25 protein-coding genes and 1 tRNA gene are annotated in these 24224 nt (G+C 64.4%); 12 read left to right on the plus strand and 14 right to left on the minus strand.

The features are described 5' to 3' along the window. Positions 1 to 110: 110 nt before the first annotated feature. The gene (locus CIT39_RS04710; protein ID WP_094973179.1) at positions 111 to 1001 is read right to left on the minus strand and encodes an N-formylglutamate amidohydrolase; all 891 of its coding nucleotides are present in this window, start codon (positions 999 to 1001) and stop codon (positions 111 to 113) included. Positions 1002 to 1331: 330 nt separating this feature from the next. Between CIT39_RS04710 and cpdR the strand changes: the two genes are divergently transcribed. Beyond that, positions 1332 to 1691, plus strand: coding sequence for a cell cycle two-component system response regulator CpdR (cpdR, locus tag CIT39_RS04715; protein ID WP_007597092.1), 360 nt, complete (start codon positions 1332 to 1334; stop codon positions 1689 to 1691). 75 nt (positions 1692 to 1766) lie between these two features. After that, positions 1767 to 1841 (plus strand) — tRNA-Val (locus tag CIT39_RS04720). An 80-nt stretch (positions 1842 to 1921) separates the two neighbouring features. Here the strand turns inward: CIT39_RS04720 and CIT39_RS04725 are convergent. Then, positions 1922 to 2383, minus strand: a complete 462-nt coding sequence (locus tag CIT39_RS04725) for an NUDIX hydrolase (RefSeq protein ID WP_094973177.1) — start codon at positions 2381 to 2383, stop codon at positions 1922 to 1924. 215 nt (positions 2384 to 2598) lie between these two features. Between CIT39_RS04725 and CIT39_RS04730 the strand changes: the two genes are divergently transcribed. Next, positions 2599 to 3021 (plus strand): RidA family protein, encoded by a 423-nt coding sequence (locus CIT39_RS04730; protein ID WP_094973503.1) that lies wholly within the window; start codon positions 2599 to 2601, stop codon positions 3019 to 3021. A 9-nt stretch (positions 3022 to 3030) separates the two neighbouring features. Here the strand turns inward: CIT39_RS04730 and CIT39_RS04735 are convergent, their stop codons facing one another. After that, positions 3031 to 4122, minus strand: a complete 1092-nt coding sequence (locus CIT39_RS04735; RefSeq protein WP_094973502.1) for an enolase C-terminal domain-like protein — start codon at positions 4120 to 4122, stop codon at positions 3031 to 3033. 191 nt (positions 4123 to 4313) lie between these two features. Between CIT39_RS04735 and CIT39_RS04740 the strand changes: the two genes are divergently transcribed. Continuing rightward, entirely contained in the window at positions 4314 to 5876 is a 1563-nt protein-coding gene (locus CIT39_RS04740; protein WP_162308345.1) for an adenylate/guanylate cyclase domain-containing protein, read from the plus strand. A 73-nt stretch (positions 5877 to 5949) separates the two neighbouring features. Here CIT39_RS04740 and CIT39_RS04745 read toward each other — a convergent pair whose 3' ends face one another. The 4 genes from CIT39_RS04745 to CIT39_RS04760 all read right to left on the minus strand — a co-directional run bounded on the left by CIT39_RS04745 (position 5950) and on the right by CIT39_RS04760 (position 8712). Then, a complete protein-coding gene (locus CIT39_RS04745) occupies positions 5950 to 6879 on the minus strand; it encodes an alpha/beta hydrolase (RefSeq protein ID WP_094973500.1) in 930 nt (309 codons plus the stop codon). A gap of 144 nt (positions 6880 to 7023) precedes the next feature. Next, complete coding sequence (locus CIT39_RS04750) at positions 7024 to 7518, minus strand: hypothetical protein (RefSeq protein WP_094973499.1); 495 nt, start codon at positions 7516 to 7518, stop codon at positions 7024 to 7026. Positions 7519 to 7542: 24 nt separating this feature from the next. Further along, a complete protein-coding gene (locus tag CIT39_RS04755; protein ID WP_094973176.1) occupies positions 7543 to 7941 on the minus strand; it encodes a DUF3606 domain-containing protein in 399 nt (132 codons plus the stop codon). 201 nt (positions 7942 to 8142) lie between these two features. Continuing rightward, the gene (locus CIT39_RS04760) at positions 8143 to 8712 is read right to left on the minus strand and encodes an alpha-ketoglutarate-dependent dioxygenase AlkB (protein ID WP_094973175.1); all 570 of its coding nucleotides are present in this window, start codon (positions 8710 to 8712) and stop codon (positions 8143 to 8145) included. A 79-nt stretch (positions 8713 to 8791) separates the two neighbouring features. Here CIT39_RS04760 and CIT39_RS04765 point away from each other — a divergent pair, with 79 nt between their 5' ends. Next, positions 8792 to 8932, plus strand: a complete 141-nt coding sequence (locus CIT39_RS04765) for a hypothetical protein (RefSeq protein WP_162848615.1) — start codon at positions 8792 to 8794, stop codon at positions 8930 to 8932. Here the strand turns inward: CIT39_RS04765 and CIT39_RS04770 are convergent. The 3 genes from CIT39_RS04770 to CIT39_RS04780 are packed head-to-tail and all read right to left on the minus strand — an operon-like array spanning position 8929 to position 12737. Next, the gene (locus CIT39_RS04770; RefSeq protein WP_094973174.1) at positions 8929 to 10515 is read right to left on the minus strand and encodes an ATP-binding protein; all 1587 of its coding nucleotides are present in this window, start codon (positions 10513 to 10515) and stop codon (positions 8929 to 8931) included. The genes CIT39_RS04765 and CIT39_RS04770 overlap by 4 nt on opposite strands. Then, positions 10512 to 11216: a response regulator transcription factor gene (locus CIT39_RS04775; RefSeq protein ID WP_094973173.1), complete on the minus strand. Its 705-nt coding sequence runs from the start codon at positions 11214 to 11216 to the stop codon at positions 10512 to 10514. The genes CIT39_RS04770 and CIT39_RS04775 overlap by 4 nt, the downstream gene beginning before the upstream one ends. Before the next feature lie 12 nt (positions 11217 to 11228). Beyond that, positions 11229 to 12737 carry a DUF4153 domain-containing protein gene (locus CIT39_RS04780; protein ID WP_094973172.1) on the minus strand — a complete coding sequence of 503 codons (1509 nt, stop codon included), beginning with the start codon at positions 12735 to 12737 and terminating at the stop codon, positions 11229 to 11231. Between the two features lie 190 nt (positions 12738 to 12927). Here CIT39_RS04780 and CIT39_RS04785 point away from each other — a divergent pair, with 190 nt between their 5' ends. Beyond that, complete coding sequence (locus CIT39_RS04785) at positions 12928 to 14292, plus strand: glycoside hydrolase family 3 N-terminal domain-containing protein (RefSeq protein ID WP_094973171.1); 1365 nt, start codon at positions 12928 to 12930, stop codon at positions 14290 to 14292. Here CIT39_RS04785 and CIT39_RS04790 read toward each other — a convergent pair. The 3 genes from CIT39_RS04790 to CIT39_RS04800 all read right to left on the minus strand — a co-directional run bounded on the left by CIT39_RS04790 (position 14268) and on the right by CIT39_RS04800 (position 18065). Continuing rightward, positions 14268 to 15887 (minus strand): ABC transporter substrate-binding protein, encoded by a 1620-nt coding sequence (locus tag CIT39_RS04790; protein ID WP_094973498.1) that lies wholly within the window; start codon positions 15885 to 15887, stop codon positions 14268 to 14270. The genes CIT39_RS04785 and CIT39_RS04790 overlap by 25 nt on opposite strands. Before the next feature lie 142 nt (positions 15888 to 16029). Next, a complete protein-coding gene (locus CIT39_RS04795) occupies positions 16030 to 17301 on the minus strand; it encodes a DUF892 family protein (protein WP_094973170.1) in 1272 nt (423 codons plus the stop codon). 131 nt (positions 17302 to 17432) lie between these two features. After that, positions 17433 to 18065, minus strand: coding sequence for a TetR/AcrR family transcriptional regulator (locus tag CIT39_RS04800; RefSeq protein WP_094973169.1), 633 nt, complete (start codon positions 18063 to 18065; stop codon positions 17433 to 17435). 104 nt (positions 18066 to 18169) lie between these two features. On the opposite strand from CIT39_RS04800, the gene CIT39_RS04805 reads away from it, so the two are divergent. The 3 genes from CIT39_RS04805 (at position 18170) to CIT39_RS04815 (ending at position 19564) form a co-directional block, all read left to right on the plus strand. Then, a complete protein-coding gene (locus tag CIT39_RS04805) occupies positions 18170 to 18865 on the plus strand; it encodes a PspA/IM30 family protein (RefSeq protein ID WP_094973168.1) in 696 nt (231 codons plus the stop codon). A gap of 40 nt (positions 18866 to 18905) precedes the next feature. Next, positions 18906 to 19181 (plus strand): YiaA/YiaB family inner membrane protein, encoded by a 276-nt coding sequence (locus CIT39_RS04810; RefSeq protein ID WP_091966026.1) that lies wholly within the window; start codon positions 18906 to 18908, stop codon positions 19179 to 19181. Positions 19182 to 19357: 176 nt separating this feature from the next. Beyond that, positions 19358 to 19564 carry a hypothetical protein gene (locus tag CIT39_RS04815; protein ID WP_008145196.1) on the plus strand — a complete coding sequence of 69 codons (207 nt, stop codon included), beginning with the start codon at positions 19358 to 19360 and terminating at the stop codon, positions 19562 to 19564. A gap of 190 nt (positions 19565 to 19754) precedes the next feature. On the opposite strand, the gene CIT39_RS04820 is transcribed toward CIT39_RS04815, so the two are convergent. Further along, positions 19755 to 20600 carry an SDR family NAD(P)-dependent oxidoreductase gene (locus CIT39_RS04820; protein ID WP_094973167.1) on the minus strand — a complete coding sequence of 282 codons (846 nt, stop codon included), beginning with the start codon at positions 20598 to 20600 and terminating at the stop codon, positions 19755 to 19757. A 183-nt stretch (positions 20601 to 20783) separates the two neighbouring features. Here CIT39_RS04820 and CIT39_RS04825 point away from each other — a divergent pair, with 183 nt between their 5' ends. From CIT39_RS04825 to CIT39_RS04835, 3 genes are all read left to right on the plus strand, one after another. Further along, positions 20784 to 22280, plus strand: a complete 1497-nt coding sequence (locus CIT39_RS04825) for an aldehyde dehydrogenase family protein (RefSeq protein ID WP_162308346.1) — start codon at positions 20784 to 20786, stop codon at positions 22278 to 22280. A 120-nt stretch (positions 22281 to 22400) separates the two neighbouring features. Further along, positions 22401 to 23528 carry an alkene reductase gene (locus CIT39_RS04830; protein WP_094973497.1) on the plus strand — a complete coding sequence of 376 codons (1128 nt, stop codon included), beginning with the start codon at positions 22401 to 22403 and terminating at the stop codon, positions 23526 to 23528. A 155-nt stretch (positions 23529 to 23683) separates the two neighbouring features. Next, entirely contained in the window at positions 23684 to 24187 is a 504-nt protein-coding gene (locus CIT39_RS04835; protein WP_094973165.1) for a GFA family protein, read from the plus strand. Positions 24188 to 24224 lie beyond the last annotated feature (37 nt).

The raw sequence follows: 24224 nt of genomic DNA on the forward strand, positions 1-24224 counted from the left end.
CTTTTTTCTTTGCACAGGTGTTTTCGTTTCGAAGTGCGCAGCGAAAGCGAAGCGAAGACGCGTTCGCGCCAGTCAAGCACAACACGATCTGACGAAAGAAATGCCGGCGCCTATTCCGCCGCCGCCTGGAACGGGCCGAGATCGCCGAACGGAATCGTGGTCGCCAGCACGTCGGCGAGAACGCCGAAGTCGAACGCCACTTGCGCAAAGCGCGCACCCCGCTCGCGCCGCCGCTCATCCATATAGATCGCGCGGTTGAGCTCGAGCTGCACCGCGTGCAGGCCGCTCGCGGGATTGCCGTAATGCTCTGTGATGAAGCCGCCGGCATAGGGCTTGTTGCGGCCGATCGAATAGCCGAGCCCGGTCATGGTCTCCTCGACCCGGTCGGGCAGCAGCGGGGTGCAGCTCGTGCCGTAGCGGTCGCCGATCACGACGTCGGGCCGGCGCGGCTCGTCCCTGCTCACGCCGACCGAAGGCATCGAATGGCAGTCGACCAGCACCACGGTGCCGAACATCTGGTGCACCTTGTTGATCAGCCGGCGCAGCGCGCGGTGGTAGGGCTTGTACAGCGTCTCGATCCGCCCCAGCGCATCGTCGACCAGGAGGCGCTCGCGGTAGATCTCCTGGCCGTCGCCGACCACGCGCGGAATGGTGCCGAGGCCGCCGGCGACCCGCATCGAGCGGGTATTGGCAAAGCTCGGCAGCCGTCCGCTGAACATGCGGGGATCGAGCTCATAGGGCTCGCGGTTGACGTCGACATAGGAGCGGGGAAAGTTGACCCGCACGGTCGGAAAGCCGCGCTCGCTGAGATGGCCGATCAGCTCGTCCATGAAGGAATCTTCGGACCGCCGCAGCGTTGGCAGGTCGATCCTGGACGCCGCGAGGAATTCGTCCGGATAGGTCGAGCCGGAATGGGGCGAGTTGAAGATGACGGGCGCGCGCCATTGCGCGGGCTCAAAGATCTCGAAGGCTGGCGACATCTCGCCGTCAAACCGGGTCATCTTCTCAGGCTTCGTCCCTTCGCGCCGGGATCTGGCAGTGGCCAGACCGCATCGATTCGGCCGATCGAGCGGCTCTTATGTGTCGTCATTGTCGGGAATCGCAACCATTCTGCCAAGCGAAAAGATGTGATGGTCATTGGAACACGTCTTAACCGTGTGGGCAGGGAGGCGGGGATGGGCCGGCGCGGCTCGATTGCTTCGAGCGGTTTTCCGGTTCACAAGAGTCCGGCAGCGCGGCCGGCTCAGGGTAAAGATTTTCACCCCAAATTTACCCTCTGTCGGGCTTAGTGATCTCTGCTGATATCCTCTGGGGATGCGACGATTCCTGCCATGCCAAAGATCCTGCTCGCCGAAGACGACAACGACATGCGCCGTTTCCTGGTCAAGGCGCTGGAAAACGCCGGTTTTCAGGTATCGTCCCATGACAACGGCATGGCCGCCTATCAACGGCTGCGGGAAGAGCCGTTCGAGATGCTGCTCACCGACATCGTGATGCCGGAGATGGACGGCATCGAGCTTGCCCGCCGGGCCTCGGAACTCGATCCCGACATCAAGATCATGTTCATCACCGGCTTCGCCGCGGTCGCCCTGAACTCGGATTCGGACGCCCCCAAGAACGCCAAGGTGCTGTCCAAGCCCGTGCATCTGCGCGAATTGGTCAGCGAAGTGAACAAGATGCTGGCCGCCTAAATCGGCCTTGTTCCGTCCTTGCACAGGGTCCCCTCGTCCGTTATAGGGACCCCACCCGACGCAAGTGGACTATTAGGGCGCGTAGCTCAGCGGGAGAGCACTACCTTGACATGGTAGGGGTCACAGGTTCGATCCCTGTCGCGCCCACCACGCTTCGCCTACGGCTTCGCGTGGCACAGCCCAGCTGATGGCGGCGAAGCGTGTCCGGCGCAGCTCGAAGGTAGAAACCCTCACCTGTCCTTGCCTTCGAGTAGCAGGCCCTTCAACCCGGTCGGATAGAGGCAGGGTCCACCCTCGGCGTCGAGCTCGGCGAGGTCGAACCAGCGCGCGATGATCTCCTCACCATTGTCCTCGCGGAAGTCGATGCGGTCCTGGCCTGCGAACGCACCATCCGGGAATGCGACCTCCACGATGAACGTCACCTCGTGGCCGGTCGCGCCCTCGTGCACGAAGATGTTCTCCATCACCAGCGGCTCGCTCGTGATGCTGACGTCGATGTCGAGCTCTTCGTCGAACTCTCGGATGAGAGCCGCCTGCCAGCTCTCGCCGAACTCGATCTCGCCGCCGAGCGGGCGTACGCCCTTGATCCGGTTCGCATCATCGCGAATCTCGGCCGCGAGCAGCCGTCCGTCGCGCCAGTGCAGTCCGAGCGCGACGACGCGGATGTGAGGATGCGGACGCCATGTGGTCATGGAGGATCGTTATCGCGCCTGCCAGCACTGCGCAATTCGGGCAGGCAAGGGTCGCCGGCCGAGCCCGCCCCATCTCCGATCTGCCCAAGCTTCGCAGCCTTGATCCGCGGCGTGTCGCCTGCCAATGTCCAGTCCACCACAGCGACGACAATCCGGCGCCTTGCCCTTCAGCGCAATGCATCGTTCGCCGGACTTTGACGAGGCAGGCCATCGAGATGAGCAGCGTGAACAAGCCCGGCGGAAACTATTTGCCGGTAATCATCCATGGTGGGCTCGCCTATGTCAGTGGCCAGCTGCCGCGTCGCGGCGAAGACCTGCTGTATGTGGGCAAGGTCGGAGCAGGCGTCGATGTTGCGTCCGCGCAAGAGGCTGCTGCGCTCTGCGCCGATCTCTGCGTTTCCGCCATCAACCATGCAACAGGTGGCGAGGACAGGATCGTCCAGGTCCTGCAGCTCGTGGGCTACGTCGCCTCGGCGCCCGGATTCACCCAGCAGTCGCAGGTCATGAACGGCGCCTCCGACCGGCTGATCGAATGTCTCGGCGAGCGCGGTCGTCATACGCGCACGTCCGTCGGCGTCGCCGAGCTGCCGCGAGGAGCGCCGGTCGAGTTGAGCATGATCGCCGCTGTTCGGTCGTAGCAGACGGCCTTACCCCACGAGATATTTGGCGACCGCTGCCTCGTCCCACCCGATCCCGTTGCCGGGCTCTTCGTTCGGCAGTGCAAAGCCGTCCTTGATCGTCAGCCGCGTCGACAGTATCGCGTCGGCCCAATCGACATATTCCAGCCAATGCGCCGTCGGCGTTACGCAAAGCAGATGCGCGCTGACTTCCGAGAACAGATGCGTTGACATCTCGATGCCGGCGGCATGGGCGAGCGCGGCGGCGCGCAGCCAGCCGGTGACGCCGCCGATGCGCTGCACGTCGGGCATCACGTAATCGCAGGCTTCAGCGGAGAGCGCTGTCTGCATCGAGAACGCGCTGTCGAAATTCTCGCCGATCTGGACCGGCGTGCGCAGCGCATCAGCGATGCGCGCGTTACCGGCGTAATCGTCGTGGCGGATCGGCTCCTCGATCCAGGTCAGGCCCTCGTCGTCGAGCATCTCGCCGCGGCGGATCGCCTCCGTCACCGTCAGCGCCTGGTTGTAGTCGCACATCAGCGTCACATGATCGCCGACGGCCTTGCGCACGGCGCGGACCACGGCGAGGTCTTCGCGCGCATCGGGCCGGCCGACGCGGATCTTGGCGGCCTGGAATCCTTCGGCCAGCAGCTTGTGTGCCTCCTCGACCGCGGCCCCCGCCGGCATGATGCCGAGACCCTTCGAATTGTAGGCCCTCACCGGCTTCGGCGCGCCGCCGAGCAGCCGGGCCAGCGGCAGGCCCTTGGCTCGTGCGAGCGCGTCCCAGGCGGCCATGTCGATGCCGGATTGCGCCAGCCGCTGCAGGCCGGCGAGGCCGAGCAGGGTGAAGCGCTGGGTCAGCTTGCGTTCGATCTCGAACGGCAGCAGCTCGTCGCCGGCGAGCAGCTCTGACATTTCCGTGACCATCGCCGTCAGCGGCTTCAACGCCGACGGCGTGATCGAGAACAGATAGGCGTGCCCGACCGCGCCATGGTCGGTCTCGCAGTCGATCAGCACCAGCGGCGCCCTGGCGACCGAGCCGGTCGAGGTCTGCAGCGGCAGGTTCATCGGCACGATCACGGGCCGCGCGTTGAAGCGCTTGATGCGAATGGTCTCGGTCATGGGTCTCTCCCGGCGGGGCGGATGCAGGTCGGCCCCGATCTTAAGCATCCGTGATCAAACGAAAAGCCGTCTTGCCCGACCACCATAGAATTGGGTTGCGCCGGCCGTCGTTTATTGGCTCTGTGCCGCGGCATTCCTTGTCGCATATTTCGGGCAATTTGCGACAAAATCGCTTACAACGGAGCCACAGAGTGAAACGAGAGATCTCCGAAGAACAGCGCAAGAGCGGCCTGCTCACGGGCACCGTGATCGCATTCCTCCTGCTCGCTTTGCCGCTCGCGGTGTGGCTGGACCTGACCGAGCTGAGCAAGACGGCGCTGCGCCGGCAGGCGGTCGATCTCAATTCGGTCATCACCAGCGTGCGCGGCTATTACGCCTCCAACGTGGTCGGGCGCGTGCTGGCCAACCCCGATGGCACCACCAAGGTCGTGCACAATTACGAATCCATCCCCGGCGCGATCCCGATCCCGGCGACGCTGTCACTGGAACTCGGACGGGTGATCGGGGCGCAGCAGGAGAACATCACCTACCGCTTCGTCTCCGATTTCCCGTTCCAGAACCGCGCCCCGCACCAGCTCGACAAGTTCGAGAAGGATGCGCTCGATGCGCTGCGGAAAGATCCCGAGCAGAAGATCGTGGAGACAGAGACTTCGCTGTTCAACGACAAGGTCCGCCTCGTCGCCCCCGTCACGATGGGCCCGGCCTGCGTGAGCTGCCACAACAGCCATCCCGAGAGCCCGAAGAGGGATTGGAAGGTTGGCGACGTCAGAGGCATCCAGGAGGTGATCATCGCGCAGCCGATCGCCGCCAACATCTTCTCGTTCAAGTTCCTGCTGGCCTATTTCCTGATCGCCGCGGGCAGCGGCCTGGCGTTCCTGTCGCTGCAGCGCCGCCAGGCCAGCCGCATCAAGGGCATGAACAAGGAGCTCGAATCCGCCAACGACTTCCTGGCCTCGCTGTCGATGAAGATCTCGCGCTACATCCCGCCCCAGGTCTACAAGAGCATCTTCTCCGGCCAGAAGGACGTCACCATTCACACCGAGCGCAAGAAGCTCACCATTTTCTTCTCCGACATCCAGAATTTTACGGCGACTGCCGAGCGGCTGCAGCCGGAGCAATTGACCCAGCTCCTCAATGAATATTTCACCGAGATGTCGGCGATCGCGCACGAATATGGCGGCACCATCGACAAGTTCATCGGCGATGCCATGCTGATCTTTTTCGGCGATCCGGAGAGCAGGGGTGATCGCGCCGATGCGCAGGCGTGCCTGCAGATGGCATGGCGCATGCAACAGCGCCTTTCCGAGCTGAATGCGAAATGGCGGGCGTCCGGCATCGAGCAGCCGTTCCGCTCGCGCATGGGCATCAATTCCGGCTATTGCAATGTCGGCAATTTCGGCAGCAGCGACCGCATGGATTACACCATCATCGGTGCGGAGGCGAACCTCGCCGCGCGCCTGCAATCGATCGCCGAGCCCGGCGGCATCGTGCTGAGCTACGAGACCTTCGCGCTCGTCACCGACATCGTCCGCGCCCACGCCCTGCCGGCGATCACGATGAAGGGTATCAGCCGTGAGGTCATTCCCTATTCCGTCGACGCACTGAACGACGCGGCGGCGGAGCGCAGCGGCGTCATCACCGAGCGCGCGCCGGGGCTGGAGCTTTATCTGGATCCGGCCGTGGTGAAGTCCGGCGATGCCGCCCGCGTGCGCTCGCTGCTGGAAAACGCGCTGGCCTCGCTGAAGCCGGCGTGAACGAGCGGTTCTCTGATCGGAAGAGTCCCCACAGCAAATAGTGTGAGCCGTCGATAAGCGAGCAGCGACTCGCCTACGGCAGCCCCCGCGCCTCTAGCTGCTTCACCAGCAGCATTGTCGGCTCCGCAAGACTGTCGCCGGAGCCGTCGAGGCCGAAGGCGCTCGCGATGCCGTCGCGGCTGCGCAGCAGCGAGGCGCGCGGGCAGTGGCCGGCGCCGCAGAGGGTCTTCTTCAGGGTCTCGCCCTGCGCCACGACACCGGCAGAATCGTCCGCAGCCCAGGCCAGCACGATCGGCACATCGACATTGAGGATGCCGGGGAAGACCGAGCGGGTGTTGTACTGGCTGGCGTCGCCGCCGAGATAGGCCTTCTCGCTGTCGCTGGCGTCCTTGCCGACGCGGTAGATGCCGGACACCAGCACGACGGCAGCGACATCGGCGCGGTCGGCCTGAAGCTCGGGATGCGCCAGCAGGGTTGCGACATGGAACGCGCCGGCGCCGTAGCCGATCGCGACGATCTCGCGGGCATCGCCGTTGAACAGGTCGATATTGCCGTGGACCCAGGACAGCGCCGCCGCCACGTCGGTTGCTCCCATCGGCCAGGTCGCGCCGGGAGCCAGGCGATAGTTGACGCGCACCCCGATCATCTCGTTGCGGGCGGCAAAGCACATGACCTGGTCCTGGATCTGGCGCGACAGCTCAGGCGCGGCGTGGTCCCCAGTGAACGTGTCGCCGGCCACGAACAGCAGCACCGGCCGCGGCGTATCCGCCTTGGTCGTGCTGGCGGCGACGTCGAGCACGTTGGCTTCGCTCTCGCCGTAGCGCAGGCCCCGGGAGAAGGTGACCTGCTCGCAAAGCCGCGCGGTGCCGCCAGCCGTGGTGTCGGAATCGGTCAGGCCTGTCCGAACGAGGTCGGAGGGCACCGTCAACCGCGCCGGCAACGGGCCATGCGCGGAGGCGGTCGTGATGGTCAGAAACAGAAAAAAAGCGAGGTAATTCTTCATTTCGATGCCGGCCTTGCGCCCCTCATATTGGTTCGCAGGTTTGGCCTGTCTTTTCAATTCGCCTTATTCGTTCGCCTTGAGGCGATTTCACGGCGCCTTTGGTTCGCCCGCCGAACTTCGCTTCAAGCCAAGCCAAAGCCAAGCTCAGTTTCCCGGCTGGAACGTGCAGTCCGCTCCGCTTCCGTCCTTGCGCCTGATCGCGTTGGGATCGATCGTGCAGCTCAGCCGGGTCAGGCTCTCGAAGTTCGATCCCGCGGCACCGTCCGGCGGGATGCCGGCCAACGCCTCGGTGGCGAAGATCTCGTTGGCGGTGGAGCCGTTCACGGTCCTCACTGTCTTGCCGAAGGTCACCTCGCAATTGCGAACGGTGATATCGACATTGCCGGTACGACAGACGATCCTGTCAGCGGTGACCACGATCGCCTTTTTGTAGGGAACGTCGCTGCCACCGGCGAACAGCATCGCAACCGCCTTCCTCTCGGCGCCGGACAGATCCGGCGACAGCGGCGCGATCACGCCCGCGAGTGCCAGCGCCGTCGCGCCGGAGACTTTTGCCGGCGTGGCGCCGGACGCCCCGGCGATGCCGGACAGGCTCACAAGGACGAGGGTGCAGCTGACGATAAATCGACCGGATCGCATGCTTGCCTCCATGGACCGGAAATCTCAGGCCGTCTTCTTGCGCTTGGCCACCTTTTTGGTTGTCTTCTTGGCCTTCTTCGCCGCCTTCTGGGCGGCGACATAGGCCCCGACCTTCTTCGCGGAATGGCCGGCCGCGGCGACGGCAGCCTTCAGCTTGGCCGGGGTGATCTTGAATTTCTTCGACCAGTAGCGGACCTCATAGGCCTCGCTCAGCGCGATCCGGCTCTTGTCGGAGGCGCGGTGCTTCTGGAGCTTGATATACGCCTCGACCTTCTTGGCGGAGTGGCCGACCTTCTTGACGGCGTATTTCAGCTTGGCCGGGGTCACCTTGAACTTCTTCGACCAGTAGGCGAGTTCATATTTTTCGGTGAGCGCAATCAGCGCCCGATCGGTCCCGCCGCGCTTTGCCTTGTTGTCGGCCATGCTTCCCTCCTGCCTTGGAATGCGTGCCAATCTAGCATGCAACCGGATTCGGAAGGCAAGACGGCAAGCCTGCGGTGATTGCGCAAGGCGGCGGTTTTGCACCGATGTGTCAAACCCTTGTGCGGCGTGGCCGCGCCTCGGGCTGAACGGGCGTTCTACTTTGCATGGGGTTGTTTTCGCATTTTTTGATTGCCGGCCGCGCTACGCCTGCTTCATCGTCCGGAACGTGATGGAGTAACGGTGCGCCTCGACCGGCGGAATGCTGTGCTCCCATTGCGAGCGCGCCTCGCCCTCCATCATGTAGAGCGAGCGCGGGCGGGCCTCGAGCGTGTGGCGCTGCCATTTGTCGCCGCGGCGGCGGCGGAAGCGGAATTTGCAGGCCGAGCCGAGCGACAGGCCGAGGATTTTGTCGAAGTGCGGCTTGTCGCGGTGCCAGCCGATGCCGACGCCGGCCTCATACTCGGTACAGAGTACCTGCCGGACGCTGGCCTCCGGCAGCTTCGCCCAGGCCTCGGCCTGACGCGCGATGGGCATGAGCCAGTCCGGGATCGGCTCCGCCTCGGCGAGCCGCTGCAACGTGTAGTCATAGCGACAGCCGAAGGACGCCACCCGGCGGTTGCCCTCGAACGCCCCGAACTGGAAGCGCTCGAGCGGCAATGCTGTGATGCGGCCGACCAAGGATTGCTCGACGGCGGGTTCGATAAAATTGTCCGTGTGGCGAAGGCCGGCCGGACCTTCGTCAGGGACGGCGAACAAGCCAAGCTGCGTCATTCCTCGCATTTCCGTGATGGAACCTAATGGCGGCTGATGCGACTTACATATGACGCGGGGAGAAACGTGCGAGGCTGTCATGGCACACAAGCATACCGCCGATCCGACAGAGATCATGCGGGCGACCGGTCATCCTGAGCTCGAATATGCCGCCGGCTGGACCATCGCCGGCTTGATCACCATCGGCACCATCGTCGCCGCCTGGGTGTTCGCGATCTAGGCGACAGGGAATTGGAGCTCGAAGGCCGCGCCCTCGTCGGTCGGCTTGAGCCTGATCGAGCCGCCATGGCTCGCCATCACCGCGCGCGAGATCGCAAGCCCCATCCCGGTGCCGCCCTGGTCGCGGCGGGTGGTGAAGAACGCATCAAAAATCCTGTCGCGGTTCGGTGCCGAGATCGGTTCGCCGTCATTGCTCACCGTCAGACGCAGGGTCGTGCGTTCGTCCACAGCCTCCAGCCTGATTGTCCCGGCCTTGTGCCGCATCGCGTTGTCGGCGAGATGCGACAGCACGATCAGCGCCTTTTCGCCGGACATGCCGATGGAGCGGTCGAGGCTGCCGCTGGCCTCGATGGAGCTGGCCGGAAACCGGTTCTTGAGGTCGGCGATCACGGGCGCCAGCTCCGTGCGCTCATTCTGCGGCAGGCTTTCGGCGCGGGCGAGCTCCCGCAGCCGCTGCGCCATCGCCTCCAGCCGCTGCGTGTCGGACAGGATGTTGGCGATGAACGTCTTCTGTTCGGCCGGTGTCAGGCCCTCGGATTTGCCCTGAACCGAATCCTGCAGTAGCTCGGCCGCGCCCTTGATCGAGGTCAGCGGCGATCTCAGCTCGTGGGTCAGATGGGCCGAGAACGTCGCGATATAGTCGGAGCGCCTTGCCAGCTGCTCGGCCATGCCGAGGAAGCTGTGCGAGAGCTGGGCGAACTCACGGGTGCCGTAGTGCCGGAGCGGCTGGAATGCCTCGCGGTCGCCACGGCCGATCCGCGCGGCGCGGTCGATCAGCTCGCGCATCGGCAGCGTGATGGTGCGCGAGAACACCAGGCCGATCGCGATGGTGCCGAGGATGACGGCGAGCCCCGCCAGCACGAACTTGCCCCGCTCCTGGTAAAGATGGTCGAAGATGTTGCTGGGCGTTCGCGTGGTGTAGATCACGCCGGCGACGCGGTTGTTGACGATGACGGGCATGGCCGAGAACACATGCACGCCGAGGCCGCGGCTGAAGGAATAGATCGGCGGCGGCGGCTTGTCCGGCACGCGGTTGCGCAAGGTGGCGCGATATTGCCCGTGCAGCGCGTCGGCGACCTCCTCGATATGGGCGAGCGACTGGCCGACCTCCTGGCGCCCGGCGATCACGACGCCTTGCGGATCGAGGATGCGAAAGCCCGCCAGCGTCACCTTCTGGGTCTCGCGGATGATCGGCGTCAGCCTTGCGCCGATCTCGACATAGGCCGCCTGCGCGGGATGAGGCGCGGCCTGCGCATCCGGTCGCCGCCGCAGCAGATCGTTGGCAGTGAGGTCGAGTGCCGGGCGGATCGGCGTAACCTGGTCGCCGGGATCGGGCAGCACGTTCGGCGGCACCTCGGCGCCGAGCGTCAGGCCGCTGTCGAGCCTGGCCGTGACCTCCTGCGCATAGATCGTCGCCAGCACGCGGCTCTGCGCGATCAGCTCGGCCTGGGTCTGGCGGATCAGCTGGTTGTCGTAGAGGCGAAAGAAGAACAGGCCGACCAGCGGCAGCACGCCAACGGTCGTCAGCACCGCGAAGATGACGAGCCCGAGCGACGGCCGCCATTTGTCGGGCGCCGCGCTCATGCCGCCTTCTCGCAGCGGCCGAGCTTGAAGCCGACGCCGTGGATGGTCTCGATGACGTTCTCGCAATTCAGGGCCGCGAGCTTGGCGCGGATGTTGCGGATGTGGCTGTCGATGGTGCGGTCGGAGACCTGGATGTTGAGCTGATAGGCTGCCCGCATCAGCTGCTCGCGGTTGAATACTGAAGTCGGCCGACTCAGGAACGCGCGCAGGATGCCGAACTCGATCGCGGTCAGCTTCAGCGGCGTGCCGGCGAAGGTCGCGACATGCTGCTCGGGGTCGAGCAGCAGGCCGCCTTGCGACAGCGCGGTGGGACCAGCCTTGATCTCGCCATTGCGCGGGCTGAGCCGGCGGAGGATGACATTGACCCGCGCCACCAGCTCGCGCGGGCTGAACGGCTTCGTCACGTAATCGTCGCCGCCGATTTCGAGGCCGAGGATGCGGTCGATCTCCTCGTCGCGCGCCGACAGGAACAGGATCGGCACGTCGGAATTCTTGCGGATCTCGCGGCAGACGTCGAGGCCGTCGAACTCGGGCATGCCGATGTCGAGCACGATCAGATCGGGCCTGTCGGCGGCAAAGCGGGCGAGCGCCTCCTTGCCGTCGCGGGCCTCGATCACGTCCATGCCGGCCTTCTTCAGGGCGACGCGGATGACCTCGCGGATATGGCCTTCGTCGTCGACGATGAGAATGCGATGCGCCAAGAAACTCTCCGCTCACCCTGCCGGCGGGTTGCCGGACTGATCTTTCGCCTGCGCGTCCAGCCTGCGCTGCAGCCGCCAGCTCCGAAAGCCCCAGCTCCGCCAGGCCAGATCCCGGCGCTGCTGTTCTACAAGGCGGTCGCGACGCGACACAAGACAGCTCTCGGGGTTGCCAGACCGCAGCAAGATGGCCTTGTCGATCGCGGGCAGTGCCTGCGGCCCGAGCGTCAGGAGATAGTTGATATCGATCTGCAGGCCTTTGCCGGATGCCTCCCGGCTGTGGCTCACATTGTAGTCGGCAATGAAGGCATCGAAGTTCACCAGCGAGCAGCCGTAGAGCACGATCGCGAGCGCTATCAGATTGACGCCGACGAGCCATTGGTTGGACCGGTTGAGGGCGATGCGGGTCACGATCAGGATCAGCCCGAGCGCGACCAGCCCCATCCAGATGAAGGCCGCGATCCGCCAGTAGGTCAACATGTAGATGTCGACGTAGAGGTCGAGGCGAAGGATGGAGGAAGCGACGAGAAGCACGTTCTGCCCGACCCAGAGATAGACCAGCGGCCGGATCACCTTCGATTTCTCGGCCGGCCCGCCCGGGCGCATCGCCACCAGCACGAAGGCCGCGGCGAGCAGGGCGGTCACGATCAGCGGATAGGCGCCGCGATGTGCGTAGCCCGCATAGGTCAGATTGTCCGGCAGCGCCACATGGCCCCAGAGATAGATGCCGTCGAGAATGGACTGCGCCGCGAACAGCAAATTGAACAGGATCAGCGAGCGCAGGATGGTGGAGGGACCAAGAAACTCCACCGAAACCAGAGGCGGGAGCTGCGGCGGTACAGGACCGTCCGCGACGGCGGTGGTGACGTTCGTCTTGCGCCGCCAGCGCACATGGATGAATGGCCAGACCAGCGCCAGCATCAAGCCCCAGAACAGCACGCGCGGGACGCTGACATATTGCAGAATGAGCTTCGGATTGAGCAGGAACACCCATTGCTCGATCACCGGATTGGCTGCGGCGAACAGCGCGACGAAGACCGTGCTCAGCGCTGCCGGCAGCAGCCAGCGCGCGATGCCGCGGGTCAGCGCCGACGCGTTGAACGCCTGGGGCGCATCGAGGAAGAACCTGAAGGGCCCGAGCAGCACCAAGTTGCGCAGCGCGCGGGCGCGGTCGGCGAGTCCGGTCGTTTCGGAATTGGTTACGAGCAGCAACGCAATCGCGAGCGACGCGATCAGGATCAGGAACGACAGCGTGTTGAGCTCCTCGATGACAGGCACCAGACCGGCGACGAGGACGGCCGAGCCGATCAGCGCGCGGCGCAGGTCCAGAGCCGCATGATTGAAGAGCGTCGACACCCCGGCGAGCACGATCGCAAAGAGCGTCAGCGAGAGCCCGATCCGCTGCCCGTAGAACAGCCAGTCGGCGAGTGCGGCCAGCACCAGCGCGAGGCCGACCTTGGCGGGGATCGAGGCATGACCGATCGGCTTGATTTCCTCTACGATCGTCGAAGCCAGGCTTGTCATATCCGAAAAGACCTTTCGTGATGGGTGGCATCACGAAGTCTGAACGGTGCTTGTGCAGAAGCTGGGATCATCGTCTGCACGGTTTCAGGAGTCTTTTGCAGTTTTCGTGCAGGCGCGCTTTTGCCTCTCGTCCGGCGTGAATTGCTTTGATAGGTGCGAAGCATTCGCCCCTCCAAGCGCGTGATGCATCATGCAATTCCTCCGCCGTATCGGTCACATTCTGCTCTGGCTTGCCGCGCCCGTCGTCGCATTCGCGGCCGCGAACAAGAACGATCCCTATCTGGTCCCGTTGCGCGGCGCCGGAAACTTGGCGCTTGTCGTCGCAAGCATCGTGATTGTTCTCCTGCTGCTGCGCGGAGGGCGTTGGCGGACTGTCGCAGGCAAGCTGCTGGTCACGCTCTGGTGCCTGCCGCCGGTCCTGATGTCCGCGGCGCATCTGAAACTCGAATTGCGCAAGCACGACGTTCTCGGCGCAAGTGCCGCCGAGGCGCGCCAGCTCGGGCCTCACTTCATGGTCGGCTATTCCTCGTTTCCCGAGGTCGCGAGGCTGGCCGAGCAGGGATTGATCGGCGGCGTCTATGTGACCCGGCACAACATCCGGGACCGGACCGTCGCGGCGTTACGTGCGGAAATCTCGGCGCTTCAGGACAAGCGGCGCGCGGCGGGCCTGCCGCCGCTGGTCGTCGCCGCCGACCAGGAGGGCGGCATCGTCGGGCATCTGGCGCCGCCGCTGACCAAGGTGCCGGCGCTGGCGACGCTCGCCGGTCTCGCTCCCGACGACCAGCAGGCCAAGGCTGAAGAGTTCGGTCGTATCCACGGACGCGAGCTTGCGGGCCTAGGCGTCAACCTCAATCTCGCGCCGGTGCTCGACCTCAAGCCGCCGGCGCGGCGCAACCGCCTCGATTTCCACACGCTGATCGGCCAGCGCGCAATTGCAGCCGATCCGGCTGTCGTCAGCACGATCGCGAGCGCCTATGTGCGCGGGCTGGAAGAATCCGGCGTCGGTGCCACGCTCAAGCATTTTCCGGGAATCGGCCGCGTCCGCACCGACACGCATCATTTCAGTGCCAATCTCGACGCGCCGGTTGCGGAATTGGAAGCCTCGGATTGGCTTCCGTTCCGCGAGGTGCTGTCGCATTCGCGCAGCGCACTGATGGTCGGCCATGTCACGCTCACCGCGGTCGACCCCGAACGCGCCGCCTCGCACTCCAAGCGCGTCGTCGATGGCATCATCCGGGACAAATGGGACTATCAGGGCGTGGTGATGACCGACGACCTCGTGATGGGCGCGATCTACCAGAACGACGTCTGCAAGGCCGTGGTCGAGGCGATCAATGCCGGCGTCGACCTGCTGCTGGTCGCCTATGACGGCGCGCAATTCTACCGCATCTTCGCTTGCGCCCTGGAAGGCTCGCGGAAAGGCATGCTGGATACAGCAGCGCTGCGCGCGAGCGAGGCGCGGCTGACGCGAGGTTTTTCGATCGAGCAGGCGCGGGCTGCGTCAGATGTGCTCCGCGTCGTCGAGCGGCATCAGCCCTTCGAAAATTGGCGGTAATCCGGCTCGCGGTGAAACCAGAACTCGTAACCGGTGATGCCCTTCTGCATGGCGACGTCGTGGATCGGCTGGTTGAGCGGAACGACCGGCACGTCGCGGATGCAGAGCGCGATGAAATCCTTCACCGCCTTGTTGTACTCGGCCGTATCAGCGGTGAAGCGGGCCTTGTCGATCAGCGCGTCCATCTCCTTGTTCTGGTAGGAGGAGATGTTGAAGATCGAATTGTTGCCGTGGAAATTCCAGTAGAAGTAATATTCGGGATAGTCGAGCCAGCCGCTGAAACGGTTGAGCGCGAGCGGCAGCTCCTTCTTGTTCAGCGTCGTGCGCCAGTTGGCACCGGGGATCTTTTCGATTGATGCCTTGATGCCGATCTTGGCGAGGCTCTCCTGGATCAGGATCGCCGTGGGTTCGCCGACGGTCGCGGTGCCTGTGTCGAGCGACAAGGTCGTCTCCAGGCCGGACCCGAAGCCAGCTTCCTTCATCAAGGCCTTGGCCTTGTCGAGGTCGGTGGCATAGGGAAACGGCTGCGGCCAGACCGGCTTTGAGACTTCTGCGGCTCCTCCGTACATCGGAACGGCACGGCCGAAGAACGCGCTGCTCTGGATCTGCTCATATGGCATCGCCCAGGCGATGGCCTGGCGCAGCTTCATATTGTCGAAAGGCGGCTTTGCGGTGTTCAGAGCAACGTACCAGAGCGCATTGGGGATCGGCACGCCCGACACCTTGACCTTGCCTTCCCTGATGAGCTGGTCGAAATCGCGCGGCGCAAAGCCGCTCGACAAGTCGGCGTCGCCTCGCTCCAGCATGGCGCGGCGCGTTCCGCCGGAGGGAACGTCGCGTGCGATCACGCGCCTGATCTTCGGCAAGGGTCCGCTCTTCCAGTCGTCGAAACGCGCCAGCACGGTCTCGCTGCCGGGCTTCCAGCTTTCGATCCTGTAGGCGCCGCCGCCGGCCTCGTTGTTCCTGAGCCACGTCAATGCCCAGGGGTCTTCCGGACTAGCATTCTTCTTCGCCAGTTCCGAGTTGATGATGAAGGGCACGACCACGGCGACGTTGAACAGCAGCATCTTGTCCTTGCGGACATAGTCGATGCGGAAGGTGTGATCGTCCACGACCACGAACTGTTCGGGCTTTTCCAGCGATCCCGCCGACATCTGAAAGGTCGGAAAGCCGCCAACCTTCACCGCACGGTCGAACGACCATTTGACGTCCTTGGCGGTGACAGGCGTGCCGTCGTGGAATTTCGCGTCCTTGCGAAGCTTGAAGGTGCAGGACATGCCGTCGGCTGCGACCTCCCAGCTCTCGGCCAGTTCGGGCGCGAGCTTCTCGCGATCATACGACAGCGTTCCGTCCGGCAGCGTCATGGAGCCGTAGGAAAGCAGGCGGTCGTAGCAATTCCACGATAGCCCATTTACGGTCTGGTTGGAGCCGACGCCCTGCATGTCCAGCGAGTTCGGACCCAGCTCCTGCACCACCAGCAGCGTCTCACTACGTCCCTGCGCCCAAGCGAATGGCGGAGCAACGGCACTGATGCCGGCGGCACCCACGCCGCCAATCACGTTGCGGCGGCTCATATGGAAGGGTGAACGGCTCATGGAGGCCTCCTGTCCGACAATCATCCGGCATCGAGAGGCAAGGTGTGTGCCACCCGGCACGAACGATCGTACCGTATCCGTGGCCGACCGCCCCGCGCGAGGGCGCGAGGCGGTGTTGTCTGTGCGTTGCGTCAGGCGCTTCCTATTCGGCCTGCTCCACTGCGGCAGGCATCTTCGCAACCGACATCAGCGATCGCGCGACCTGATTGAGCAGGAGATCGGCGTTTTCTTCCTCGGCGAGGGATTTGGAGAGCAGGGCGACCACTGCGCTATGCCGGAGCTGCTGCGCCAGATTGCGCGCGGTGATGTAGCCGGACATCTCGTAATGCTCGACGCGTTGAGCCGCAGAAATCAGTGAGAGGTCGGCGGCAGCGTCTTCCTTGTCTTCGGCTTCCTTCATGACTTCCTGGCCTTCCTCGATGAGGCCCATCATGCCCTTGCAGGGTTTGGCGCGTGCGGTCTCGCCGAGCAGCTCGAAGCATTCGTTGATGCGCTCGACCTGATTCTCGGTCTCGGCCAGATGCAGTTCGAACAATTCCCGCAGCTGGTCGAAGCGGGCGGCCTGCGCCATCTTGGGAAGCGCCTTGGTCAACTGCTTCTCGGCATGGAGAATGTCGCGCAGTTCATGGAGCAGGAGATCGGTCAGGCCCGCCTCGTCCACGGGCGATGAGCTCTCCGCAACGATCGGTGTGCCGGCGCCGGCATCGGTGGACTGCAGAGCGGGCGATTCCGTGAACACCCAGTCCTCGCCCTCGTTCCACGGACCGCGGGTGTCGATTTCTCCGTGGTCGCCGCTGCCGGTGGAATCGTTGAAGTACTGGTTCACGAGGCCGGGCGTCGGCGCGAGCCTGCCGATGCTGAAGGCCGGCTTCGACAGGCTTTCGAGCGCGCGCGCGAACGCCTTCATATGAGTGATTTCCCGCGTCATCAGGAACTGGAGCGCGTCCTTGCTGCCGGCGTCGTCGCAAAAATTGATCAGCCGTTCATAGACGATCTTCGCGCGCGCCTCGGCGGCGATGTTGCTGCGGAGATCGACGTCGAGCTCGCCGGTGATCTTGAGATAGTCGGCGGTCCAGGGATTGCCTTGTGAATTGAACAGATTGACGCCGCCGCCGCCGGCGATCGCAATCAGCGGATCGGCCTCTGCCGCCTGGCGGTCGTTCTTCGAAGGCGCAAGATGCATCCGCGCGAGACAACCGACGACTTCGAGATGACTGAGCTCTTCGGTGCCGATATCCATCAGGAGATCCTTGCGGTCGGGATCCTCGCAATTCAAACCTTGAATCGAATATTGCATCGCCGCCGCAAGTTCCCCATTGGCGCCGCCGAACTGCTCGAGCAGCATATTGCCGAAGCGCGGATCGGGTTCGTCGACACGCACGGTGAACATCAGTTTCTTGACGTGGTGATACATGGGAGGGCTCGCGCTGAGAGGGAAACCATGCGCGTCAACCGGCCCTCGGAATGTTCGTTCCTAGTTCTCGTCGAGATTCAGGTCCGGTGCTGCAGAGCGCGTCTGCGCGTTCGTTGATGCCCGCGAGGTCTCTACGGTCCCACTGCTGCGCGGCTCTGCCCGGCCTGTGCGATCAGTCCGTCAATCATCGCGCGCACGAGGCCTGCGATTTCCTTGCGCAGCGCCAGCAGCGGCACCGCGACCAGCTTCTGCTCCAACCCCAGCGCCACCATGCCATGCACCGCCGAGAACAAGCTGCGCGCGGTGATTCCGAGCTCTTCCGGGCCGCGTTTTGGAAACAGCGAGACCAGCGGCTGGTAGATGTGGCGAAACAACCGCATCTGGTCATCGACGGACCAGTCGGGAACGACCTTGTCGGCCTCCATGCGGTGCTCGAACAGTGCGCGCCAGAGCTGGAGATTCTTCGCCGCGAAATCGCAATAGGCGATGGCGATGCGGACCAGCGTCTCCTGCGGCAAGGAGGCGCCCGAGCTTTCCGCCGCGCTCAGCGCCTCGTCGAGCCGGTGCAGCGTGCGCGAGCCCACCCGCAGGATCAGCTCGTCCATATCGGCCACGAGATTATAGACCGCACCATTGGCGCAGCCGATCTCGCGGGCGAGATCGCGGGTTTTCAGCCCCGACAAGCCACGGTCGGCGATCATCCGCTCCGCCGTCAGGATGAGGTCGATTCGAAGTTTCTCTCGACGTTCCAAGGCTTTAGACATGCGCCTATCAAATTCTTGAGCGTTGCTCAAATTATTCTTGAACAATGTTCATAGTTGTTGCTACAAACGATTTGTGAGCAACGCTCATAAACAGGGAGCAGCAGATGTTCAAGACCGTCGTGACACTCTTCCGGGGCAGCGTGGCCGCCGCCGGCGAGGAACTGGAGGACCGGACCGCCCTCCTCATTCTCGACCAGCAGATGCGCGATGCGGCCGCCGCCGTCGAGCGCAGCAAGCGGACGCTGGCGCTTGCGATCGCGCAGGACCAGCAGGAGGGCCGCAAGCTCGAGGCGACCGTCGCCCGCATCGCCGATCTCGAGACGCGCGCGGTCGCGGCGCTCGATGGCGGCCGCGAGGATCTCGCCAGGGACGCTGCCGACGCCATCGCAGGCCTGGAGGCTGACCGCGATGCGGCGATGACGGCCCGCGCCTTGTTCGCGACCGAGATCATCAGGCTGAAGCGGCACGTCGCAACCGCGCAGGCCCGCATCACCGAGCTCGATCGCGGCCGCCGGGTCGCCCGAGCCTCGGAGGCGGTGCGCTCGCTTCGCCGCAGTGGCATCGAGGCGGCACGTCCTTACGAATCCACGCTGCCGGAGGCGGAGAGCACCCTGCGGCGCCTGCGCGAGCGGCAGATGGAAGCCCAGGCCGCCGATGATGCGCTGGTCGAGCTCGATGCGGCCACCGGACCGCTCGCCACCGCCGAGAGACTTGCCGAGCAGGGTTTTGGCCCACGGCTGAAGACGACTGCGGACGACGTGCTGGTCCGGTTGAAGTCCAAGCGCGCGCCGACCGCCTGATCCCCAACCCCATCATCATTCGAACCAACAGGAGACCATCATGAACCAGAACGGCCAACCCCATAGCAGCGCCTGGGTGACCTTCACTTACGCGTCCTTCGCAGCCTCCGCGTTCCTCATCGCCATCGGTATCTTCTTCCTGCCGATCGACTTCTGGATGAAGGGCTATCTCACCATGGGCATCGTCATGCTGATCCAGACCTGCATCACCCTGACCAAGACCGTACGTGACAATCACGAGAGCAGCCGACTGGTGAACCGCATCGAGGATGCCAAGGCCGAACGGCTGCTGATGGAAGTTTCCAAGGCGGCTTGAAGAATCTGCCTTGCGCCAATCCGGACGACGAGCACGAGAGCCGCGGAGCGACGCGCCGCGGCTCGCGCGTCCGCCCGGAATGACGTTTTGATCGGGCCTTCCGATCCGCATCCCGCATTGTACTTCGAACGCAGGTGCGATATGGCTCTCGCGCTTTCCAGATGCGGAGACGAGCTTTGTCGAAACAATCGCTGCGTGAGGAGGCCGAGCGCCTGATCCGCGAATCGATGGAAAAGAAGACCATCGTCGTCAAGCAGGGCGCGACCCGCATCGAGGCCGTCTGCGGCAAGTGCGGCGCGCCGAATCGGGTCCAGGCGGAAAAAGGCCAGACCCGGGTCAAGTTCGCTTGCAAGAATTGCGGGCACCAGCAAGAGACGCTGTAGGGCGGCTTGCGCGAACTTGCCGCGCCGCGAACACTCCAACCCCTCATCCTGAGGAACCCGCCGAAAGCGGGCGTCTCGAAGGATCGAGGCCGGGCCGCTGCAGCCGGGCCTGCATGGTTCTTCAGGCGATGCGAAGCATCGTTCCTGAGACGCGCGCAAGGGCGCGCTCCTCACCATGAGGATTTGACGGTTACTCCCTCTCCACGAACCTCGTGAACGCATCCGTGTAATCCGGGTGCCAGCGCGACAGCGGCGGGCGGTTCTCGACGATGTCGCCGGCGGCCCATTGGATGCGTTTCTCGTCGAGCGCGCGCGGCACGTCGTTATCCGGGCACAGGATGTAGAAATCGCCAGCCTCCAGCCGCGCCAGCATGAAATCGACCGTCTGCTCCGGCGTCCAGGCGCCGGCCGGCTTTTCGGTGCGTCCCTTCGCGGTGAGGCCGGTGAAGACGAAGCCGGGGATCAGCAAATGTGCCGTGAGGCGACAGTCTTTCGTGTTGCGCAGCTCGTGCTGCAGCGCTTCGGTAAATGCCTTCACGCCGGCCTTGGAGACATTGTAGGCGGGGTCGCCCGGCGGCGTGGTGATACCCTGCTTCGAGCCGGTGTTGATGATGATGCCGGTCTTGCCGCGCGCGATCATGTTGGGCGCGAAGATGCGCGAGCCGTTGATGATGCCCCACATGTTGACGTCGATGATGCGCTGCCAATTGTCGGGTTCGCCGAACAGCGTGCTGCCCGGCTGGATGCCGGCATTGTTCATCAGCAGGTCCGTTCCGCCGAATTGCGCGCTCACGGCACGTTCCAGTTCCCTCACGCTCTCCGCGCTGCTGACATCGACGACTGAGGTCATCACGTTTGTGGCAGATGTGACAGATGACAGTCTTGTCGCGGCGTCCGCCAGCCGTTCCCGGTCGACATCCGCGATGCACACCTTCATGCCGGCGCGCGCGAAGGCCGCCGCGGCGGCAAGCCCGATTCCGGATGCGCCGCCTGTGATCACGGCGACATTGTCTTTGACGATGGTGGGATGTGGCATGGATCGTCTCCGGGGAAGAACTCTCGGTCGAGCTATAACATGGCAGCAGTCCGACCCTGCACAAGTCGGCATGGGAGGTCTTCGTTCGACGCTGCCTTTACGCCTATCCGGCGCGGCTGTATCCTTCAGCCTAACGATCCCGCCCAGATCGAACCAATCAAACACCTGACAGGGAGTGCAGCCATGGCTGTGTCGCAGGCTATTCCGATCACGCGCCATCCGTTCGCCAACGGGTCCTACAAGCAGATGCTGATCGACGGTAAGTGGATCGATGCCGCCTCAGGCAAGCGCTTCGAGACTCATAACCCTGCCACCGGCGAATTGCTCGCAACCGTCGCCGAGGGCGACAAGGAAGACATCGATCGTGCGGTTGCCGCGGCCCGCCGCGCCTTCGAGGGCCCCTGGAGCAAGGTCAAACCGTTCGAGCGGCAGAATCTGCTGCTCAAGCTCGCCGACCTCGTCGAGAAGAATTTCGACGAATTGTCGCAGCTCGACACGCTCGACATGGGCGCGCCGCTCAGCCGCACCCGCGCCTATCGCCTGCGCGCCGTCGGCATGCTGCGCTATTATGCCGGCCAGACCACGGCGATCCACGGCGAGACCATCGAGAACTCGCTGCCCGGCGAGATCTTCTCCTACACGCTGAAGGAACCGATCGGCGTCGTCGGCGCCATCATTCCCTGGAACGGGCCGCTCACCGCGACGATCTGGAAGATCGGCCCCGCGATCGCGACCGGCTGCACCGTGGTGCTCAAGCCCGCCGAAGAGGCGCCGCTGACCTCGCTGCGCATCGCCGAGCTGGCGATGGAGGCGGGCATTCCGCCCGGCGTCATCAACGTCGTGCCCGGCTATGGCGAGACCGCGGGCGCCGCGCTCGCCTCGCACCACGACGTCGACAAGGTCGCCTTCACCGGCTCGCACGTCACGGGGCAGTCGATCATCCGTGCGTCCGCCGGCAACCTCAAGCGCGTCTCGCTCGAGCTCGGCGGCAAGTCGCCGGACATCGTGTTCGCGGATGCCGATCTCGACGCCGCGGTGCCGGGTGCGGCGATGGCGGTGTTCGCCAATTCGGGCCAGATCTGCAGCGCCGGCACGCGGCTGTTCGTCGAGCAGTCGATCTACGAGGAGTTCGTCGGCCGCGTTGCCGAATTCGGCAAGAAGCTGCAGGTCGGCAACGGGCTCGATCCCAACGTGCAGATCGGTCCGCTGGTGTCCGAGCAGCAGCTCGAGCGCGTCACCAGCTATCTCGACATCGGCCAGAAGGAAGGCGCGAAGGCGCTCGCCGGCGGCGGCCGCGTCACCGAAGGCGCGCTGTCGAAGGGCTTCTTCGTCTCGCCGACCGTGTTCGCGGGCGTGCAGGACAACATGCGTATCGCGCAGGAGGAGATCTTCGGTCCGGTCATCTCCGCGATCGCGTTCAAGGACATGGACGAGCTGGTCAAGCGTGCCAACAACACCACCTTCGGCCTCGGCTCGGGACTGTGGACGCGCGACGTCAGCAAGGCGCATGCGGTCGCGAAGTCGCTGCGTGCCGGCTCGGTGTGGGTGAACTGCTACCAGGCGATGGACCCGGCCGTGCCCTTCGGCGGCTACAAGATGAGCGGCTACGGCCGCGAGTCCGGCAAGCAGCATGTCGAGGAATATCTCAACGTGAAGTCCGTCTGGATCAAGACGGCCTGAGGCCTGTTTTCTCCCCGCGTTCCGCGAGGGGGAATATTTGCTTTTCGTGGGGCGGCGCCTTTTCCGGTGGCCGCCCCACGCTATATGATCCGCATCCTTTCACAGACATTCGGGGCCCGCATGAAATTCGAAGCGTTGTTTAGGCCGTTGCAGGTCGGTCCGTACAAGCTTGCGCATCGCGTCGCGATGGCGCCGTTGACGCGCATGCGGGCCGAGCGCGAGAGCTTTGCGCCGCGACCGCTCAACGCCGAATATTACGGCCAGCGCGCGACGCAAGGCGGCCTGCTCATCGCCGAAGCCTCGCCGGTGCTCTCGCAGGGCCGCGGCAATCCCGCGACGCCGGGCATCTATTCGGAGGCGCAGATTGCCGGCTGGCGCAAGGTGACGGATGCGGTGCACGCCAAGGGCGGCATCATCTTCCTCCAGCTCTGGCATGTCGGCCGGGTCTCGCATTCCTCCTTCCATGGCGGCCAGCTGCCGGTGTCTGCTTCGGCCATCGCGATCAAGGCCGAGGGCATGAAGGCGATGACGGCCGACGGCAAGATCTCGGACTATGAGACGCCGCGCGCGCTCGAGACCGAAGAGGTCAAGGGTATCGTCGAGGCCTTCAGGCAAGGTGCGAAGAACGCGCTTGCGGCCGGCTTCGACGGTGTCGAGATCCACGGCGCCAACGGCTATCTGCTGGAGCAATTCCTGCAGTCCCGCAGCAACCAGCGCACCGATCAATATGGCGGTTCGATCGAGAACCGCGCCCGGCTGCTGCTCGAAGTGACACAGGCCGCGATCGACGTCTGGGGTGCCAATCGCGTTGCCGTACGGCTGTCGCCCTACGGCATCGCCAATGATTCCGGCGAGCCCGATCCGATGCCGCTCTACACTCATGTGGTGAAGGCGCTCGACAAGCTCGGCCTCGCCTATCTGCACTTCATCGAGCCGAGATCGAGCGGCTCGGGTCGCGCCGAGGTCAACTGGCAGAACGTGCCGTCGGCAATGGTACTGTTCCGGCCGCTCTACAGCGGCGTTCTGATGACTGCCGGCGGCTTCACCGGCGAGACCGCGAACGCGGCGATCGCCGACGGCCACGCCGACATCATCGCCTTCGGCCGGATCTTCATCTCCAATCCGGACCTGCCGCGGCGACTGGAGCACGACTATCCGATCACGCCGTACAATCGCGCGACGTTCTACGGCGGCGAGGAGAAGGGGTATACGGATTACCCAGTTTATGACGAACTGACGCCGGCGTAAGTCCCTCCGTCATTCCGGGGCGACGCGAAGCGTCGAGCCCGGAATCCATTTCACGTCCTGGTTTGCTGCGCGATGGATTCCGGGCTCGCGACTTCGTCGCGCCCCGGAATGACAATCATGTATTGTTGTCCCCGCAATGACGACGGGGAGATACCATGGCCAAACTCGCCACCGCCGCAGGGATCGCCACCGGGCAATGCCTCTGCGGCAAGGTCACCTTCGAGATCGACGTCCCCGTGCGCTGGGCCTGGCATGATCATTCGTCCGCCAGCCGCCGCGCGCATGGTGCCGCCTACGCCACCTATGTCGGCAGCTGGAAGAAGCGGTTTCGCATCACGTCCGGGAAGACCGCTCTCACCCGCTACGAGGACAAGTCGACCAAAACCACGCGCAGCTTCTGCTCGCAGTGCGGCACGCCGATTGCCTATGAACGTCCGCGCGGCCCGCACATGGTCAACATCCCCCGCGCGCTCTTTAGGGAGCGCACCGGCCGCCAGCCGCTCTATCACATTGCGATCGAGGAGCTCCAGGAATGGGCCTATACCGGCGAGCCCTTGGTGCCGCTGAAAGGCTTTCCGGGCGTGGTCTGGCAGCGGTCGAAAAAGAAGAAGCGGGCGAGTGGCGAGGATCCGTTCGAGCTGGGGCGGGAGGAGATGTAGCCCTGTTCGCTCCGCTCTCGTGTCCCGGACGCGCTGC

The sequence above is a fragment of the Bradyrhizobium symbiodeficiens genome, assembly GCF_002266465.3.
GTDB lineage: Bacteria > Pseudomonadota > Alphaproteobacteria > Rhizobiales > Xanthobacteraceae > Bradyrhizobium > Bradyrhizobium symbiodeficiens.

Bases quoted from the DNA above. Each gene is read 5' to 3' on its own strand.
- CIT39_RS04710 (WP_094973179.1), bottom strand. From the start codon at position 1,001: ATGACCCGGTTTGACGGCGAGATGTCGCCAGCCTTCGAGATCTTTGAG.
- CIT39_RS04800 (WP_094973169.1), bottom strand. From the start codon at position 18,065: ATGTCTAAAGCCTTGGAACGTCGAGAGAAACTTCGAATCGACCTCATC.
- CIT39_RS04750 (WP_094973499.1), bottom strand. From the start codon at position 7,518: ATGCGATCCGGTCGATTTATCGTCAGCTGCACCCTCGTCCTTGTGAGC.
- CIT39_RS04820 (WP_094973167.1), bottom strand. From the start codon at position 20,600: ATGCCACATCCCACCATCGTCAAAGACAATGTCGCCGTGATCACAGGC.
- CIT39_RS04805 (WP_094973168.1), top strand. From the start codon at position 18,170: ATGTTCAAGACCGTCGTGACACTCTTCCGGGGCAGCGTGGCCGCCGCC.
- CIT39_RS04735 (WP_094973502.1), bottom strand. From the start codon at position 4,122: ATGACCGAGACCATTCGCATCAAGCGCTTCAACGCGCGGCCCGTGATC.
- CIT39_RS04755 (WP_094973176.1), bottom strand. From the start codon at position 7,941: ATGGCCGACAACAAGGCAAAGCGCGGCGGGACCGATCGGGCGCTGATT.
- CIT39_RS04765 (WP_162848615.1), top strand. From the start codon at position 8,792: ATGGCACACAAGCATACCGCCGATCCGACAGAGATCATGCGGGCGACC.
- cpdR (WP_007597092.1), top strand. From the start codon at position 1,332: ATGCCAAAGATCCTGCTCGCCGAAGACGACAACGACATGCGCCGTTTC.
- CIT39_RS04830 (WP_094973497.1), top strand. From the start codon at position 22,401: ATGAAATTCGAAGCGTTGTTTAGGCCGTTGCAGGTCGGTCCGTACAAG.
- CIT39_RS04745 (WP_094973500.1), bottom strand. From the start codon at position 6,879: ATGAAGAATTACCTCGCTTTTTTTCTGTTTCTGACCATCACGACCGCC.
- CIT39_RS04725 (WP_094973177.1), bottom strand. From the start codon at position 2,383: ATGACCACATGGCGTCCGCATCCTCACATCCGCGTCGTCGCGCTCGGA.
- CIT39_RS04770 (WP_094973174.1), bottom strand. From the start codon at position 10,515: ATGAGCGCGGCGCCCGACAAATGGCGGCCGTCGCTCGGGCTCGTCATC.
- CIT39_RS04835 (WP_094973165.1), top strand. From the start codon at position 23,684: ATGGCCAAACTCGCCACCGCCGCAGGGATCGCCACCGGGCAATGCCTC.
- CIT39_RS04785 (WP_094973171.1), top strand. From the start codon at position 12,928: ATGCAATTCCTCCGCCGTATCGGTCACATTCTGCTCTGGCTTGCCGCG.
- CIT39_RS04760 (WP_094973175.1), bottom strand. From the start codon at position 8,712: ATGACGCAGCTTGGCTTGTTCGCCGTCCCTGACGAAGGTCCGGCCGGC.
- CIT39_RS04810 (WP_091966026.1), top strand. From the start codon at position 18,906: ATGAACCAGAACGGCCAACCCCATAGCAGCGCCTGGGTGACCTTCACT.
- CIT39_RS04790 (WP_094973498.1), bottom strand. From the start codon at position 15,887: ATGAGCCGTTCACCCTTCCATATGAGCCGCCGCAACGTGATTGGCGGC.
- CIT39_RS04780 (WP_094973172.1), bottom strand. From the start codon at position 12,737: ATGACAAGCCTGGCTTCGACGATCGTAGAGGAAATCAAGCCGATCGGT.
- CIT39_RS04795 (WP_094973170.1), bottom strand. From the start codon at position 17,301: ATGTATCACCACGTCAAGAAACTGATGTTCACCGTGCGTGTCGACGAA.
- CIT39_RS04730 (WP_094973503.1), top strand. From the start codon at position 2,599: ATGAGCAGCGTGAACAAGCCCGGCGGAAACTATTTGCCGGTAATCATC.
- CIT39_RS04825 (WP_162308346.1), top strand. From the start codon at position 20,784: ATGGCTGTGTCGCAGGCTATTCCGATCACGCGCCATCCGTTCGCCAAC.